This window comes from Mycobacterium sp. pV006 (assembly GCF_041287115.1).
Taxonomy (GTDB): domain Bacteria; phylum Actinomycetota; class Actinomycetes; order Mycobacteriales; family Mycobacteriaceae; genus Mycobacterium.
This window is the reverse complement of record NZ_JBGGKT010000006.1, coordinates 171,803-187,975: the sequence shown is the minus strand read 5'-3', so window position 1 is coordinate 187,975 and position 16,173 is coordinate 171,803. Positions and strand designations below refer to the sequence as shown.

Below are 16,173 nucleotides of genomic sequence, written 5' to 3'. Positions count from 1 at the left end.
AACGTGCCGAGAATGACAGGTCGACACGCCTTGGTTGACCGGCGCGCCGTCGCCGGCGGTCCCGTTGTGATCATCGATGACTGTGCGATCTACCGTGAGGCTCTCACGTCAGCCCTGACCGCACACGGCGTCGGTCCGGTTCGTTCCGCGTGGGACCTGCCCTCCCTCGTCGCGGTCCTCGAGGCGAGAGCGCCGCTGGTGATTCTGGTGAACCTCGCGACCCTCGAGGTGCGAACCTTCCTGCACGCGACCGCGAGTCTGTGTCCGGACGTCCCGGTGATCGCTATCGGTGCATGCGAGAAGGACGAGGAAGGTCTGGTCGCCTGCGCGGAGGCGGGAGTGGCTGCCTACCATCGGCGTGCCGACTCACTGGCCACGCTCCTCGTCCTGATCCGAACGGTGCTGCAGGGGAGGACCTACTGTCCGCCGGACGTCGCGGCGATCCTGCACAAACGGGTCCAGACGCTCGGCGACCGCAGCCGTCCCGCCGGCCGCTCCCCGCGTCTCACAGCGCGTGAGACGCAGGTTCTGCGCTTGATCGAGATGGGCCAACCGAATCAGGAGATCGCCGCTCACCTGTCGATCGCGGTGCACACGGTCAAGAGTCACGTGCACAGTCTGCTGTCCAAGCTGGGAGTGAGCTCGCGCGCCGAGGCCGCGGCCTTGGCGCGTCGTCTGGATCTGGACCGGGGACCACCCGGGATGCCTGGTCCAGGGACTAGTCGAAATTAGTCCCGATGACCCATGTACGGCGGAACTGACGCGCCCGATAGTTGTGGTGTGTGTTCGCCGGGGTCGGAACCCACAAACCAAAGCCACTGTCACCGAGGCTCTCTCGGACCTTCGACCCCCTACTGGGGGAGGACTGTTGATCAAGCAGTGCGGGCCTGGCAGCCCGGTGACAGAGATCGATGACTGGATCTGCGGATCGCAGTCCCTGGATGTGGTCCACCCTCGTCACGAGGACTCAGGAATCCGGCGCCCGGAGTCGAGCGTCGATATGAAGATCCTGCTCGTCGACGACTGCGCCCTCTTCAGAGAGTGCCTGGTCGGCGTCCTGGCAGGACGCCCCGGGGGCATCACGGCCGTCGTGGCCTGGGATCTCCCGACCATGATCACCGCAATCAACCTGACGCGTCCGCAGGTCATCCTGCTGAACAGCGCCATGCACGACAGCCCGATGTTGTTGCGTCAGCTCCGTAGGATCGACCCGAACGCGCGGGTGGTGGTCACAGGAGTATCCGAGGACGACGAGGCCGCCATAGTCGGATGCGCGGAGGCCGGTGTCGTCGGATACCACATGCGCAATGAATCGCTCGATGAGCTGTTGACCTTGATCGACAGGGTTGCTGCCGGGGAATCGCCATGTTCGCCGAGGCTGTCAGGAATCCTCCTCCGTCGACTGTCGGCACTGGCGGCCCAACGCCACCCGGCTTCCAGGGAAGTCAGCCTGACCACCCGCGAGATCGAGATCCTGCGGATGCTCGAGGCAGGGATGGCCAACCGCGAGATCGCCGACCGGCTGTGCATCGCCGTCCACACGGTGAAAAACCACGTCCACAGCGTGCTGACGAAGTTGGGCGTCAGTTCGCGCGAACAGGCTGCCGCGCTCGCGCGCGACATGCTTGCCGCGGAAGATCTGGCCGAACTAGTCCGCGATCCGGTCCTGGGCACAGACGGGAAATCGCTCTGATGGCTCATTTACCGACGGTCCTGTGCCGCAGATAGTGAAAACGTGTTTGCGGGGGAGCCTCACCACCGGTGTCCGGCAATAGCCGGGGTGCGGCGTACTACGTCTTCTGGGTTCTCCGCGACCGACCGATCCGAAGGAGTTCGGTGATGTGCGGAATCATTGCGTGTCGGACACACCGGCCGGCAACGGAGTACCTGCGTGCCGGTTTGCGGCGGCTGGAGTACCGCGGATACGACTCGGTGGGCGTCGCTGTGCGGACCGTGGACGGCGACACCGTCCGATTGAGGACCGTCGGCCGGATCGATGATCTCGACGGCCTGCTCATCGATTGGGCGGGCCCGCCCTTGGGTGGCGCGGGAATCGGTCATACCCGTTGGGCCACACACGGTTCGGTGACCACGGAGAACGCGCACCCACACCGCGACTGTTCGGGTCGGGTCAGTGTTGTCCACAACGGCATCATCGAGAACGCGCAACGCCTACGCACCGAACTCATCGGTGCCGGTCACACATTCGAGACCGCCGTGGACAGCGAGGTGCTGTGTCACCTCGTCGAGGACGAGCTGATCGTCGAAGCCGACCTGCTGCCGGCCATGCAGAAAGCGCTCGCCAGAGTTCAGGGATCATGGGCTGTCGCGGTCATGGAGGAGAAGTCCGGGCGGATCGTCGTCGCGGCCAACGGATCACCGCTACTGGTGGCTCAGACCGGCCACGGCGTTTTCGCCGCCAGCGACATCGCAGCCATCACCGACTGGGCCGACGAGTTCCGGATACTCGACGACGGCGATCTCGTGGAACTCGAGACCGGCAGGTGGTGCCGCGGCGGTGTGGTCGCCGCGCCGCCGGCGCTGAATCGATGCGCGTGGAGCAGCGCTGACGTCCAACTCCACGATCACGCCGACTACATGGCCAAGGAGATCGACGAACAGCCCGCGACGGCGGCTCTGCTCATCGAGGGTCTGGCGCCGGACATCGCGAACGGGAAACTCTGGTCTCGACTGGGTCTGCCCGGGTTCGAGCGCCTCCGGATCGCGGGCTGCGGCACGTCGCTCAACGCCGGCAACGTGATCGCCCATGTGGCCCGTTCGGTCGGCGGGGTTCCGGTTGCAGCCACCGTCGCCAGTGAAGCGAGTTCGGACGTCGCCGACAGAGCGCAACTGTGCATCGCCATCAGTCAGTCCGGCGAGACCGCAGATCTGTTGCGGGCCATCGAGGCGCCGGCGCTGTCTGAATCGCCGATCCTCGCTCTCACCAACAACATCCATTCGACGCTGGCGCGGTCGGTGGACGCCGTGGTGAACTGTTCGGCCGGTCCCGAGATCGGCGTGGCGGCAACCAAGACCTTTGTCTGCCAAGTGATCTCCGGTGTCGCGGTGGTGATCTCGGCTCTGGTGGCGATGGAACGGATATCCGGGACGGTCGCGGTGGGCCTGGTCGAACGTCTCCGGAGAGTACCTGACCAGTTGGCCGCCGCCAATGCCCTCGCCCGCTTGATGATCCCACCGCTCGTCGACGAGTTGGCGCGGGCCGACGGGTTCATCTTCATCTCGCGCGGATCAGGCGTCCCGTATGCCGCAGAAGGTGCGCTGAAACTGAAGGAGCTGACCTACCGGTGGGCCGAGCACTGTCCTGCCGGCGAGCTCAAACACGGTCCCTTGGCGTTGGTCTCGACAGGTACACCGGTGATCGTCGTCGACAACGGGGATCCGAAACTGGCCAGCAGCGTCGCCGAGGTCGCCGCTCGCGGCGGCCGGGTGGTCACCATCGGATCGGCCGGCAGTTGCCTCCCGGTCCTCGACGAGGCGATCGACCCCTGGGGTCCGGTCGCAGCGACCATCCCGCTGCAATTGCTCGCCCGCACACTGGCGGTCGCGTTGGGACGCGACGTCGACAAGCCCCGCAATCTGGCCAAGTCGGTGACGGTCGAATGAGCCGCCCCAGACGATGGGTCACCGACTCCGACCGCACGGTTGACATCCGTGCCGACGATGTATCCGAAGACTTCCGGGTGGCGGCCCACCGCTGGCCGGACCGTCCAGCCCTGGTGCACAACGAAATCGAGATCACCTACCGCGGCCTTGCCTCGCGGGTCCGGAACACTGCAGCGCGGTGTCAGAGCGGAGAACTCGCAGACGCCAAGAACGTCGCCGGCCGGATCGGTGTGTTGGTGTCGCACGATCCTGCCGCCGTCGAACATCTGCTCGGGATGCTGCAGGCCGGCGCGACCTATTGTCCGGTGGACGCCGCATCGGGGGCGGCACGCCGCCAGAGCGTTGCCGCGGCCCTGGGGGTCGACCGACTCGTCGCTGCCGAGTCGACGCCGCGGGACCGGACGGTCGACGCGCTCCCGGTCGCGCGATGGCGCGGAACCGAGGCCGCGTATGTGCTCTGCACCTCCGGCTCGACCGGCAGCCCGAAGCCGGTGGTGGTCTCACGCAACGCGGTCACGGTCACGGTGCGAGCGCTACGCGACTTGTTCGGACTGACTCCCCAGGACCGGGTTCTGCAATTCGCCTCTCTGGCCTGGGACACCTGCCTCGAGGAGATGCTGCCGGCGTTGATCTGCGGTGCAGCAGTGGTTTTCGACGATCGTGCGTATTCGGGGTCGTTCCCCGCGTTTCTGCGCATGCTCGACGAGCAACAGATCACCGTGCTGGACCTTCCGACCGCCTTCTGGCACGAACTCGTTCTCTTCCTCGCCGACGAGCAGCAAAGACTTCCCGCCGGTGTCCGACTGGTCATCATCGGGGGCGAGCGCGTCGACCCGACGCGCCTGAGACAGTGGCGCGGATCTGGTACCGGTCACATCGGATTGTTGAACACCTACGGCTGCACCGAGACGACGATGATCACGCACGCGGCCCGCCTGAGCGGTCCCGACGCCGACCCCCCGACCGAGAACTTCATCGAAGCGCCGATCGGCCGTCCGTTGCCTCATGTACGAGACCACATCACCGACGACGGTGAGCTCTTGATCTCGGGGCCGGGCCTGGCGACGGGGTACCTCGGAGCGCCGGACCTGACTGCGTCTGCGTTCCCCCTCCTCGACGACGGCAATGGAGCCCGACGGTGGTTCTGCACCGGCGATCTCGTCCACCGCGACGAGCGGGGCCTGCTTTATGCGCGGGGCCGCACCGACGAACAGGTCAAGGTGCGGGGCGTGCGGGTGCATCCCGCCGAGGTGGAGATGCAACTGACGGCCCACCCGGCAGTCACCGGCGCGGTGGTCGTGGGCGAACCGATGCCGGTCGGCACAGTGCTCACGGCGTACGTCGTGGCGGCTCCCGGTACCAGCAGCAGAGAACTCAGGCGATACCTCGCCGAGCGCCTGCCTGCGCAGTTCGTCCCCACCCGGATCCGTTTCGTCGAGGCACTGACCTACACCTCGAGCGGAAAAGTCGACCGTGCGGCCGTGCGCCGGTCAGCATCCACCGGCAACGACAAAGGAGTGGCCTTATGAGCGCCGAACACATCGTCAGCATCTTCCGACGGGTCCTGAAAATCCCCGAAGTAGACGAACACTCGGACTTCTTCGACCTCGGTGGGGACTCACTGCTGGCGACACGGGTACTCAGTGCCATCGCCCGTGACCTCGGTGTCGAACTGACCTATGACGACATCGTCGACTATCCGACACCGACGGGTCTGTTCGGCCTCGCTGCGGCCGTGACGCCATGAGACGGGACAATCTGCGGGTCATCGTCGTCGGCGCCGGTCTGGCGGGACTGACGGCAGCTGCCGAGCTCACGCAGAGCGGTGCCGATGTGGTGGTCCTCGAGGCGCGGGATCGTGTCGGGGGCCGTGTCCACGGGCTGCGGGTGGCCGGACAGGCCGTGGGCGACGCCGGAGCGGCTTACCTGGGTACCCGACACACCGAGTTGCTCAGGCTGGTCGGCCGGTACGGCATGTCACTGACGTCCACCGCGATGCGGGGTGACAGCACCTTCCTGATCGCCGACGAGCACACCAGGACACCGAGCAGAGTGCCGCCGCTCGATCCCATCGCGCTCGGCGAGCTGTTCGACGTGCTCGAAGAACTCGTCGAACAGGTGCGCCCCGAAGCTCCCTGGCAGACAGCCGGAGCCGACCGACTCGACCGCCTGTCGGCCGCGCGCTGGTTGACCGATACGGTCGGGCGCCCGGACGCCGCGACATTCTTCCCGCTGTTCCTCGGAGAGATGATGGCGGCGGATCCGTCCGCGATCTCGGTGTTGCACATGGCGTTCTACCTCCGGTCCGGCGGCGGTATCCGGTATCTCAACGCCTTCGAAGGTGGTGCGCAGCACTGGCGCATCGAAGGTGGGGCCCATCGAATCTGTGAAGCGATGGCGGCCGGTCTCGGTGACCGGGTGCGCCTGCAGGAACCGGTCCGTGCGATCGACCAGGATGTCGACGGGGTCTCGGTGCACTGCGTCTCCGACACCGACGGATCCTGGTCGGTCCACCGAGCCGACCGGGTCGTCGTCGCGATCCCTCCGCAGCTGGCGCAACGGATCGACTTTCGCCCACGGTTGCAGTTCCCGCGCGCCACCACGGCCACGGGGCGTGGTTGCGCCGTCAAAGTTCACCTCGGTTACTCCGCACCTCTGTGGCGCGATCATGGATTGTCCGGTTGGTCGGTCAGCACCGGTGGACCACTGCTGTCGACCGTCGATGATTCACCTCCCGACGAATCCGCCGGAATACTCACCGGATTCGTCACCGGCGCCGCCGCCACCGAATTCTCGCGCCTGTCCACAGCCGACAAGAAGACCGCAGCGCTCAGCCATGCGCACAGGCTCTTTCCGCTCCTCCCGGTACCCGCCCAATGCACGGTCACCGACTGGTTGACCGAGAAGTACAGCCGGGGGTGCTACGCGGCGCTTTTCGGCCCGGGGGACTGGCTGCGGCTGGGACCGACGTTGACCCGGCCGCACGGACGGGTGCACTGGGCCGGCACCGAAACCAGCCTGGAGTACTTCGGGTTGATGGAAGGTGCCATCAGGTCGGGCCGCCGAGTTGCGGCGGAGTTGACGGAGGTCGCCGACGACGCGACTCGTGCAGGGAAGGTCCTGGCGCCATGACGACGCTCGCAGAATCCGGGGTCGGCGGGTTCACCGCGGTCATCGACCAGCCATATACCTACCGGCGCAGACTGCTCACCGAGCCGGATTGGCGACGCTTTCCCGGCTGGGCCGGGGTGACCGACGACCAGTGGCACGATGCGCAGTGGCAGCGGGCGCATTCGGTGAAGAACATCAGGGAGTTGCGCGCGGTACTCGGCGATCTGGTCGATGATCGGTTCTACGATGACCTCGCTGCCGACCAGCAGCAGCGCGCGACGATGTCGATGCTGTTGCCCCCGCAGGTGATCAACACGATGGTCCCCGACCCGGTACGCGGCCACGTCGGGTTCACCGACGCCTTCTATGCCGATCCGATCCGCCGGTACATGCTGCCGGTGCTCAGCGACCGTCACGCAGAGTGGTGCTCGCACCCGTACGCCGAACGGGATTCGCTGCACGAGAGCGACATGTGGGTGGTCGAGGGACTGACCCACCGTTACCCGACCAAGGTTCTCGCGGAGTTGTTGTCGACCTGCCCGCAGTACTGCGGTCACTGCACACGCATGGACCTGATCGGCAACTCGACTCCGACGGTCACCAAGGCGAGAATGACCTTGCAGCCGGCCCACCGGCACGAACGGATGCTGGAGTATCTGCGTAGCACCCCGACGGTACGGGACGTCGTGGTCTCCGGGGGCGACGTCGGCAACGTCCCGTGGCCGAGGCTGGAAAGCTTTGTGCTGCAGCTGCTGGAGATCGATACGATCCGCGATATCCGACTGGCGAGCAAGGCGGTCGCGGCCTTGCCGCAGCACTGGCTGCAGCACAAGGTGCTCGACGGTCTCGCGCGCGTGGCGCAGCTGGCGGCGACGCGCGGGGTCAACCTCGCGGTGCACACTCACGTCAACCATGTGCAAACGGTGACGCCGCTTGTCGCCGGCGCCGCCCGTGCCCTCCTCGATGCCGGGATTCGCGACATCCGTAACCAGGGTGTCCTGATGCGCGGGGTCAACGCGACCACCAAGGACTTGCTCGATCTGTGCTTCGCGCTGCAGGGGGAGGCGGGCATCTTGCCCTACTACTTCTACATGTGCGACATGATCCCCAACGCCGAACACTGGCGGACGTCGCTGGCGCAGGCGCAGCAGCTGCAGTTGGCGATCATGGGTTATCTGCCGGGATTCGCCACCCCTCGCCTGGTATGTGACGTGCCCTACGTCGGAAAGCGCTGGGTCCACCAGGTCGTGCGGTATGACCAGAACCTCGGGATATCCTACTGGAGCAAGAATTACCGTACCGGCTTGGAGATCGGGGACCCGGATGCGTTGCGTCGGCTCTACCCCTACTTCGATCCGATCGACACACTTCCGATGCTCGGACAGGCGTGGTGGCGCAAGAACTCCGACGGCGCACCACTGAATCCGCACGAAGCGTGCGCAGGGACGACTGGAACGGCGTGAACGCCGCAGACCGAAGAGCCCAGCGACCCCGACAGGTCGGTCGCGGTCTGGTCCCTGTGCCGATCACCGACGAGGATGTGCGAGCAGTCGCCGAGTTCCTGCACGACCACCACGACGGTCGGGTGCCGTGGATGCGTGCGTGCGCCGGCGGATCCTGGCAGGTGCGACGTCCCAACAACGGGTTCATGCTCAGGGACGGAGAACGCGTCGTCGGTGCGCTGTTGGCCCTCTACTCCGAGCGGATGATAGACGGACGTGCGGTGCAGATCTGCAACATCGGCACCTGGTGTGTGCTGCCGGCCTACCGCTCCAGGAGCATGGCGTTGCTCAATGCGCTCTTGGCGCAGGAGGGCAATCACTTCACCGTCCTTTCCCCGAACCCGGGTCCGCAGGAAGTCCTGTCCTGGATGGGGTTCTCCCATCTCGACACCACCGCCGCGCTCTTGCCCAACCTACCGTGGCCGAGTCTTCCCGGACGGTTCGATGTCATCACCGAACCGCGGGTCGTGGAGCGGACTCTCGTCGGTTCGCAGCGGCAGATCTACCGCGATCATGTATGCGCCCTCGCCGCCCGCCAACTCGTCTTGGCGCACGACGGCGCAACGTGTCACGTGATGTATCGCGAGTTCCGCCACGCGGTGGGAACGGGCTACGCGATGATCCTGTACGTCAGCGATCCTCTCGTGTTTCGACGCTGCCTACGGGCGCTTACGCGACATCTGTTGCTACGCCGCGGACTGATCGCGACGTTGATCGAGATCCGCATCCTCGGAGATCGGTCGGATGTGCCGTCATGGTGTTTCCGACTCCGCGACAGACGCAAGATGTACCGCAGCGACAGCCTCGCCGAACATCAGATCGACTATCTCTACAGTGAACTGGTGACGGTGCCATGGTGATGCGATGATGCAGACACTGGTCGTCGCCATGGCAGGCGCGCTCATCCTGACCGCAGCAGTCCCGGTGACCTTGCTGACTGCGACCGCTGTGCTCTGGATGCGACTGCGTTCACGGATACCCCAGGACCGCCCGGTGTCTCGGCGATCGGACTGAGATCGCGAGTTGCCGGTTGCCACCGATTGTTTTTGCAGTGAAGTGACCGCCGATCATGGGTCACCGTGCCGACGCGGGCCGTGGATGTAGATCCGGAGATGTACCCGACGGGCGCCGAACCTACCTGTCGACGCCGCTGCCCCCGGGGCACTCAGAGACAAAGCGCGCGGGTATCCATGTCGGACAACTGAAGTTGCCCGTCCTCTGGCCCCGGAACTAGATCTGGGATTCATCCGAAGATCGATCCGACGGCCCATGTACGACGGAGCCCCGGGAACCGATAGTTGAAGGGTGCTCGATGAGTTAGCTGACCGCGACATCCAGAAGTGGCTGTCACTGTGGGACAACAAGATCCGCCGAGAGGCGCTGCGGTCATGCGTACTGTAGTCACCGGAGCCGCGGGCTTCGTGGGATCCGCACTTGTCGGCCGTCTGCTGTCGCAGGGCCACGACGTGGTTGCCATCGACAACCGGCACAACTGCAACGCCGTCGGCGGCGCCACAGCACACGCGGACTCCGCACAGGAACGATTGCGTCTGATCGCTCTCGACACCCAGGCGCCCGAGCTGTCCGGCGTGCTCGCCGGCGCCAACCCGGGGGTCGTATTCCACCTCGCTGCACGCACAGACAGCCGGAGTTCGATCGAGGATCCGGTTCTGGACGCCCGCAACAACGTTCTCGGTACGGTGAACCTGTGTGAGGCCTGCCGTCGCGCCGGTGTGCCCAAGATCGTCTACGCCACGACGTTGGACGCATACGATGTGCTCGACACACCGCATGCGGCGGCCAAGCGGGCCGGCGAGCTGTACCTGAGCGCCTTGGCGGCACGGTACGGCATCCAGTCGATCAGTCTCGCGCTGGCCACGGTTTACGGGCCCCGCGAGATATGTTCCGGCGCAGATGACTTCGTGGCCGCCCTGGTCGCTTCCATGGTGGTGGGCCATCCCTACGTCGTACCTGACGATGTCGAGCGTCCGCGCGAGTTCGTCTACATCGACGACGCGGTGGACGCGTTGATATACGCAGGATTTCACGACGGACTGACCACGATGACCTACCGCGTCAGTACCGGTGACCGCGTGCCACCGGCCACACTGTACGAACTCGTGGCGGCTGTGGTCCACCCAGGACCGCAGTCGTGCCGCAACCCGCTTCAGAACACTGACACGGCGCCGCTCCCGACTTCACCTGACGTACCGGACCCGCTGCCGGGTTGGGCGCCCCGGGTCGGGTTGCTCGAAGGTCTGACACGCACAACCGACTGGCTGCGTGAGCGGCGCGGTGTCGAGATGGCGGGCTGAGATGGCGTCCTCGCAGTTGGTCACCCGCAACCGGAGTCGCCGTGCGATCGGATCGGTCTGGCTGCCCAACAGGGTTGTGCCGGTCCGGGCGACAGCACGCGCGTCAGCGACCGAGGTCCAGCCGGCCGTGGACACCAGACCACAGGCGGTCGTCGCCCGGCTCCGTTGGCAGCAGCGGTACGCCACCCGTCTGGCTCTCACAGACAGTGCTCTGGTGGTGTCAGCGGTGATACTCGCCCACCAGGTTCGCTTCGGCGCGGTTCCGCAGACATCGGGACGCGAGAGTCTCTACCTCGCAGCATCATCGGGCCTCATCGCGGTGTGCTGGCTGATTGCGCTGGCGGCCCTGCGCACGAGGTCGGTCAGGGTCATCGGCGCCGGCGTGGAGGAATACCGGCGGGTGGTGGTGGCGTCGCTGTCGACCTTCGGTGCTCTCGCGATCGCCGAGCTCCTGGTCAAACTCGAGATCTCACGCGGATACCTGGCGGTGGCGCTCCCGGTCGGCACGATCGGTCTGCTGGCAGGGCGGTGGTGCAACAGGCGATTCGTGGCGGCCCAGCGGGTGGCCGGCCGATATCGAACCGCGGTCCTGGCCGTCGGGGATTCCTCAGCAGCAACGTATCTGGCCGTCGAGCTGATGAGTGACCCGTCCAGCGGTTACCACGTGGTGGGGATCTATCTGCCCGGGGCACAGGCAGCTCGGGATGAGTATCTGACCGTGGCGGATCAGCCGATACCGATCATCGGCGACGAAGTCGGTGCCCTGCGGGCGATCTGTGACTACGGCGCCGACACCGTCGCGCTGGCCGGCACCGGGCATCTCAGCGTGCAGCAATTGCGCACCTTGATCTGGGACCTCGAACCGATGGGCGTCGATCTGATGGTGTCACCCGGCGTGGTGGACGTCGCACCGTCCCGGCTGGTCTTGCGGCCGATATCGGGGATCCCACTGGTCCAGGTGGAAAAGCCGCAGTATCGCGGGACAGAACGTTTCCAGAAGCGAGCCTTCGACTTCGGCTTCGCCGCCTGCGCGCTGATGGCGACCGCGCCCATCCTGCTCATCTCGGCGTTGCTGATCAAGCTGACCACCAAGGGGCCGGTGTTCTACCGGGCGGAGCGGATCGGTCTCGACGGCAAGCCGTTCATGATGCTCAAGTTGCGCAGCATGGTCGCCGACGCGGATCAGCAGTTCGAGAGCCTGCTGGCGAGGAACGAATCCGACGGGGTCCTGTTCAAGATTCGCGATGATCCGCGGATCACGCCGGTGGGCCGGTTGCTGCGCCGATTCAGCATCGACGAACTGCCACAGTTCATCAATGTCCTGCGGCAAGAGATGAGCGTCGTCGGGCCCCGGCCGCCGCTGCGCCGCGAGGTCGAAGCCTATGACCGCGATGTGTCACGCCGTCTCCTGGTCAAACCGGGAATCACCGGGCTGTGGCAGATCAGTGGTCGTTCGGATCTGTCGTGGGACAAGTCCGTCCGACTGGACCTGGCCTATGTCGACAACTGGTCGATGGTCGGCGACTTGGCCATCGTCGCCAAGACACTGCGTGCGGTATTGGAGCGCAGGGGTGCGTACTGAGGGGGAGGCAGTGCCGTTTGCACTGCAACAGCTGGAGTCAGCGGAGTTTGCCGGGGCTGCACCGAAAAGTATTGAGAGATGGTGAGATCGACATGAAGGCACTCGTCACCGGAGCAGCCGGATTCATCGGATCGACATTGGTCGACCGGCTCCTGCTCGAAGGGCACAGGGTGGTCGGGATAGACAATCTGAGCACCGGCCTGATCACGAACATCGAACATGCCCGAAAACGCCACGGTCCCACCAGAAGATTCGTTTTCGAGCGGGTCGACGTACGCGCATCGGCGCTCGACGACGTCGTCGCGGCCGCACATCCGGATGTTGTTTTTCACTTGGCCGCGCAGGTCGATCTGCGTGCTTCGGTCACCGACCCCGCCCACGACGCGAGCTGCAATGTGCTGGGCACCATCAATGTTCTCGAGGCCTGCCGTAAGTCCGGGGTGCGAAAGGTCGTCTACGCGGCTTCGGGCGGCTCTCGGTATGGGGCGCCGACCCGGCTTCCGGTCGCAGAGACCACCGCGCCGAACCCGCTGTCGCCCTACGCCGCAGCAAAATACGCCGGCGAGGTGTATCTGAACACGTACGGCGACATGTACGGCATGCTGCCCATCAGCCTTGGGCTGGCCAACGTGTACGGACCGCGTCAGAACCCGCACGGCGAAGCCGGCGTGATCGCCATATTCTGCAGCAGAATGCTCACCGGTCTACCGGTGACGGTGTACGGCGACGGGACAGCCAGTCGTGACTACGTATATGTCGACGACGTGGTCGAGGCTTTCGTACGCGCCGGTACGTCGAACGTCGTGGCACCGGGTATCTACAACGTCGGGACCGCTACGCAGACGACCACCAGTGAAGTCCACCGACTGATCGCCGAGGCCCTGGGCGGCGCACCTCCACCACGCTATTCGCCCGCCCGAACCGGTGAGGTGCAGGCGATTTCGTTGGACATCAGCAAGGCTCGGAACTTGCTCGAGTGGACTCCGTCGGCAGACGTCGAACACGGCATCAAGAACACGTTGCATTGGTTGCGCGGTGTCCTGCAGCCGGAGCCGAGTGCATTGGCCGGGTCGTAGATGAACTCCCAGATGGGCCGACACCTCGAGCAGATCCGGCGTCGCTGGTGGGTGGTGGGGCTGGTCGCCGCATTCACGGTCGCCGTCGCGGCGGTGCACGCGTCAGACGCCGATGCCACATACGTGGGCCGGTCGTTGTTGGTGCAGTCCTCGCCGGAGCGCACGCCCGAGCAGGACGCCACCATGGCGGTCGGGTATTCGACGCTGTTCAACGAACCGGTCACCATCGGCAGGTTGCGACAACGCATCAAGGTCCCCGACGGCGTTGGGTTCGAAGCTCGCACCGTGGCGGCCAGTCCCATTCTCACCATCGAGGCGACCGCCGAGGATCCCGAGATCGCACAGGTCTCCGCACAACAGATGGCTGCGGCCTTCCGGGACGACATCAACTCGGTGCGCACCGTCGGATTCGCCCGGGAGATCAGTGGCGCGGAGCGACAACTGGAGACACTCAAAGCCCAGCGTGAACCGGACGGCAGCATGAACCCCTTGGTCCCGGTTCTGCAGGAGCGCCTGGAGGACCTGCGCGCGGACGCGAGCGACCAGCTGCGGGACCTGCAACTGCGTGCCGGCGTGACGAAGATGGAACCACAGTTCGCCGTCCAGATCGCGACCGCTGCGTTGGGTGGCCTGTTCCTGGGGGTGCTCGCGGCGCTCGGGCTCGCGGCAGTGTCCACGCGATTGGTGAATTCCGCGGACCTTGTCCACCGGACCGGAATCGAGCCGCTGGCCGACCTCCCCAAGCCGGGCTCGATCCGCGGCAACCGCCTCCGAGAAGACCGGCTACGGATGCTGGCGAACTTCATCAACCTGCAGCAGCAATCGGCCTCGACGGTGGTCGCCCTGACCGACTGCGCTGGATCACGGGGAGCCCAGGACGTCGCCGAAGACCTGGCCAGGTTGTCGGCCCAGCAGCAGCGTCGAACGGTGCTGGTCTACGCCAACAACTACAACAGGACTCCGTCGAGCCAGCCCGGCTTCAACACGGTGCTCAGCGACCACAGCCTGGTCGACACCGCGCTCACCGAATCTGCGGTCGAGTCGCTGAAGATCATGCCCGCGGGTCCCACCGTCGCAGATCGTTACCCGCTGATGAGCCGGGAGCGCATCGACGCGGTCCTCGACGAACTCAGGATGACCGCCGACACGGTCATCGTGGTGGCACCGTCGATCGCAGACTCGATAGACGCGCATCCGCTCTGTGCCTCAGCCGATTCCACCATTCTCGTGGTCGGGAAACGGGTGACCCGAGCCGGTGATGTCACCGCGGCGGTGGAAGCCCTCACCAAAGACCACGCCGAGTTGCTCGGAATCGTCCTCGTCGACGCGAGGAAGCGCGCCAACCACGGAGCACCACCCGCGCTGGCGCAACGTCTCGGGGAGATCGCCGACCCCTTGAGCCTCGCGGACCGGCAATGACGACCGGGTTGCGCGAAACGACCGCCCCACCGGACCTCGGCGGTCGGCTGCCGGCAGCACTGCCCGCCGTCGTCGTCGCGGGGATCGCCGGTGCGGTTGTGCTCGCCGTACGCGTGCTGCCGTCCGACATGGGGTCGGCGTTGATCGTCGGCACGGTCGCCGTCGCATTCGGGATGTGCGCGCTCGTCAGTCCCGCGTTCGCGGTCACATTGATGACCGTGACGTTGTTCCTGCGGATGCCGTTGGCCTCGGCGGCCGAGCTGCCGGTCGAGTTGTGGTTGGTGGTGTTCGCGACCCTCGTCGTGGCCACTGGTCTGTGGCTGGACCGGACCGCGGTGCGAGTGCGCGGAGTCGGAGCCGTCGAGGTGACGATGGCGCTGTTCGTGCTGTGGAACGTCTACTCGATGGTCTCGCCACATCAGTATCCTGCGATGGACCCGACCAATGGTGGTCCGCTCCCGGTCGCGCGTTTCATCGTTGTGGCGACGGTGATTCCGTTTGCGCTGTACCTGGTCGGTCGCTACACATTCGACCGGCAGGGGGCCGTCCGCCTGCTGCTGTGGACGGTCCTGGTGTTGGCGGCCTACTCCGCTGCTGTCAGCGTGATGCCCCGAATAGGTCTGGATCGTTGGGTTTGGCCCCGCTACATCGTGACCGATCCCGGGTGGGAAGACCGAGCAGTAGGGATCTTCAACCAGCCCGTGGTCAACGGTATGGTGTTGATCCTCGGTTTCGCGATCGCGATGTTCATGTGCGGGGAGAAGGTCGAACCGGCATGGCGAAGATGGTCCGCCGGGCTCATTGCCGCTCTGTGCGGCATCGGGATCTACCTCACCTACACACGTGCGGTGTGGCTCAGCGCGTTGGTGGTTCTCGTCCTCGGCGCAGCGCTGGCCAGGGGATTCCGTGCCTCGTTCGTCGCCGTCCTCGGTCTGGTCGTCGCCACGGTCCTGGTGAACTGGTCGGCGTTCACGAGCAGTGACCGCCGAACCGGAGGCGTTGCTTCGGAAAGCGAGATCCAGTCCCGGCTCAACGACATCGAAACAGCGATGTGGGCGAGAGGCCAGAAACCGTTGGAGGGCTGGGGAATCGGCAGATTCCCGGCAGTGAACACCCACCATCACCAGCAGTGGTCACAAGAGGTGCCCTGGATCGGTGGGTATGGCGAGGTCGCACATTCCAACGACATGGCGGTGCTGGCGGAACTGGGTGGAATCGGACTGGCGCTCTGGCTCTGCGTGCTGTGGTTGATCGCGCTGCATCTCCGCCGAGCGTACCGCCGCCTCGAGGAACCGGACCTGTGCGGCCGGTCGCTGGTCGTGCTCGCCATCATGGCCATGGCTGTGCTGCTGTGCACCGGGCTGACCGTCGATCTCCGGTACTTCGACTTCCCGACCGCGACCACATTTCTCATCGTGGGAGTCGCGATCGGCTGCTCCGAACGCGTCACGAACAGGGGGACGGGACAACATGAATGAACGGCGGGCCCTGTGGGTTTCAACCAGCACGCACACGCGCGGCGGCATCGCCTCCTATGTCCGTGC

At 65.6% G+C, this 16,173-nt stretch carries 13 protein-coding genes; all 13 read left to right on the top strand.

What is annotated here, in order from left to right; all coding sequences use genetic code 11:
- Positions 1-12: 12 nt before the first annotated feature.
- The 13 genes from ACAG25_RS11900 (at position 13) to ACAG25_RS11840 (ending at position 16,107) form a co-directional block, all read left to right on the top strand.
- Complete coding sequence (locus ACAG25_RS11900) at positions 13-732, top strand: LuxR C-terminal-related transcriptional regulator (protein ID WP_370488647.1); 720 nt, start codon at positions 13-15, stop codon at positions 730-732.
- Between the two features lie 136 nt (positions 733-868).
- Positions 869-1,693, top strand: a complete 825-nt coding sequence (locus tag ACAG25_RS11895; RefSeq protein ID WP_370488646.1) for a LuxR C-terminal-related transcriptional regulator — start codon at positions 869-871, stop codon at positions 1,691-1,693.
- A 146-nt stretch (positions 1,694-1,839) separates the two neighbouring features.
- The gene (gene glmS / locus ACAG25_RS11890) at positions 1,840-3,624 is read left to right on the top strand and encodes a glutamine--fructose-6-phosphate transaminase (isomerizing) (RefSeq protein WP_370488645.1); all 1,785 of its coding nucleotides are present in this window, start codon (positions 1,840-1,842) and stop codon (positions 3,622-3,624) included.
- The gene (locus ACAG25_RS11885; protein ID WP_370488644.1) at positions 3,621-5,153 is read left to right on the top strand and encodes an AMP-binding protein; all 1,533 of its coding nucleotides are present in this window, start codon (positions 3,621-3,623) and stop codon (positions 5,151-5,153) included. The genes glmS and ACAG25_RS11885 overlap by 4 nt, the downstream gene beginning before the upstream one ends.
- Positions 5,150-5,371, top strand: a complete 222-nt coding sequence (locus tag ACAG25_RS11880; protein ID WP_370488643.1) for an acyl carrier protein — start codon at positions 5,150-5,152, stop codon at positions 5,369-5,371. The genes ACAG25_RS11885 and ACAG25_RS11880 overlap by 4 nt, the downstream gene beginning before the upstream one ends.
- Entirely contained in the window at positions 5,368-6,756 is a 1,389-nt protein-coding gene (locus tag ACAG25_RS11875; protein WP_370488642.1) for a flavin monoamine oxidase family protein, read from the top strand. The genes ACAG25_RS11880 and ACAG25_RS11875 overlap by 4 nt, the downstream gene beginning before the upstream one ends.
- On the top strand, positions 6,753-8,198 hold the full coding sequence (locus ACAG25_RS11870) for a KamA family radical SAM protein (RefSeq protein ID WP_370488641.1): 1,446 nt from the start codon (positions 6,753-6,755) through the stop codon (positions 8,196-8,198). The genes ACAG25_RS11875 and ACAG25_RS11870 overlap by 4 nt, the downstream gene beginning before the upstream one ends.
- Before the next feature lie 56 nt (positions 8,199-8,254).
- Positions 8,255-9,097 (top strand): hypothetical protein, encoded by an 843-nt coding sequence (locus tag ACAG25_RS11865; RefSeq protein ID WP_370488640.1) that lies wholly within the window; start codon positions 8,255-8,257, stop codon positions 9,095-9,097.
- 528 nt (positions 9,098-9,625) lie between these two features.
- Entirely contained in the window at positions 9,626-10,552 is a 927-nt protein-coding gene (locus ACAG25_RS11860; RefSeq protein ID WP_370488639.1) for an NAD-dependent epimerase/dehydratase family protein, read from the top strand.
- Between the two features lies 1 nt (position 10,553).
- Positions 10,554-12,134: a sugar transferase gene (locus ACAG25_RS11855; RefSeq protein WP_370488638.1), complete on the top strand. Its 1,581-nt coding sequence runs from the start codon at positions 10,554-10,556 to the stop codon at positions 12,132-12,134.
- A 92-nt stretch (positions 12,135-12,226) separates the two neighbouring features.
- Positions 12,227-13,210 (top strand): NAD-dependent epimerase/dehydratase family protein, encoded by a 984-nt coding sequence (locus ACAG25_RS11850; RefSeq protein ID WP_370488637.1) that lies wholly within the window; start codon positions 12,227-12,229, stop codon positions 13,208-13,210.
- On the top strand, positions 13,211-14,629 hold the full coding sequence (locus tag ACAG25_RS11845; protein WP_370488636.1) for a hypothetical protein: 1,419 nt from the start codon (positions 13,211-13,213) through the stop codon (positions 14,627-14,629).
- Positions 14,626-16,107, top strand: a complete 1,482-nt coding sequence (locus ACAG25_RS11840; RefSeq protein WP_370488635.1) for an O-antigen ligase family protein — start codon at positions 14,626-14,628, stop codon at positions 16,105-16,107. Before ACAG25_RS11845 ends, ACAG25_RS11840 begins: the two co-directional genes overlap by 4 nt.
- Positions 16,108-16,173 lie beyond the last annotated feature (66 nt).

Bases quoted from the DNA above. Each gene is read 5' to 3' on its own strand.
- ACAG25_RS11880 (WP_370488643.1), top strand. From the start codon at position 5,150: ATGAGCGCCGAACACATCGTCAGCATCTTCCGACGGGTCCTGAAAATC.
- ACAG25_RS11900 (WP_370488647.1), top strand. From the start codon at position 13: ATGACAGGTCGACACGCCTTGGTTGACCGGCGCGCCGTCGCCGGCGGT.
- ACAG25_RS11870 (WP_370488641.1), top strand. From the start codon at position 6,753: ATGACGACGCTCGCAGAATCCGGGGTCGGCGGGTTCACCGCGGTCATC.
- glmS (WP_370488645.1), top strand. From the start codon at position 1,840: ATGTGCGGAATCATTGCGTGTCGGACACACCGGCCGGCAACGGAGTAC.
- ACAG25_RS11885 (WP_370488644.1), top strand. From the start codon at position 3,621: ATGAGCCGCCCCAGACGATGGGTCACCGACTCCGACCGCACGGTTGAC.
- ACAG25_RS11875 (WP_370488642.1), top strand. From the start codon at position 5,368: ATGAGACGGGACAATCTGCGGGTCATCGTCGTCGGCGCCGGTCTGGCG.
- ACAG25_RS11840 (WP_370488635.1), top strand. From the start codon at position 14,626: ATGACGACCGGGTTGCGCGAAACGACCGCCCCACCGGACCTCGGCGGT.
- ACAG25_RS11860 (WP_370488639.1), top strand. From the start codon at position 9,626: ATGCGTACTGTAGTCACCGGAGCCGCGGGCTTCGTGGGATCCGCACTT.
- ACAG25_RS11855 (WP_370488638.1), top strand. From the start codon at position 10,554: ATGGCGTCCTCGCAGTTGGTCACCCGCAACCGGAGTCGCCGTGCGATC.
- ACAG25_RS11845 (WP_370488636.1), top strand. From the start codon at position 13,211: ATGAACTCCCAGATGGGCCGACACCTCGAGCAGATCCGGCGTCGCTGG.
- ACAG25_RS11850 (WP_370488637.1), top strand. From the start codon at position 12,227: ATGAAGGCACTCGTCACCGGAGCAGCCGGATTCATCGGATCGACATTG.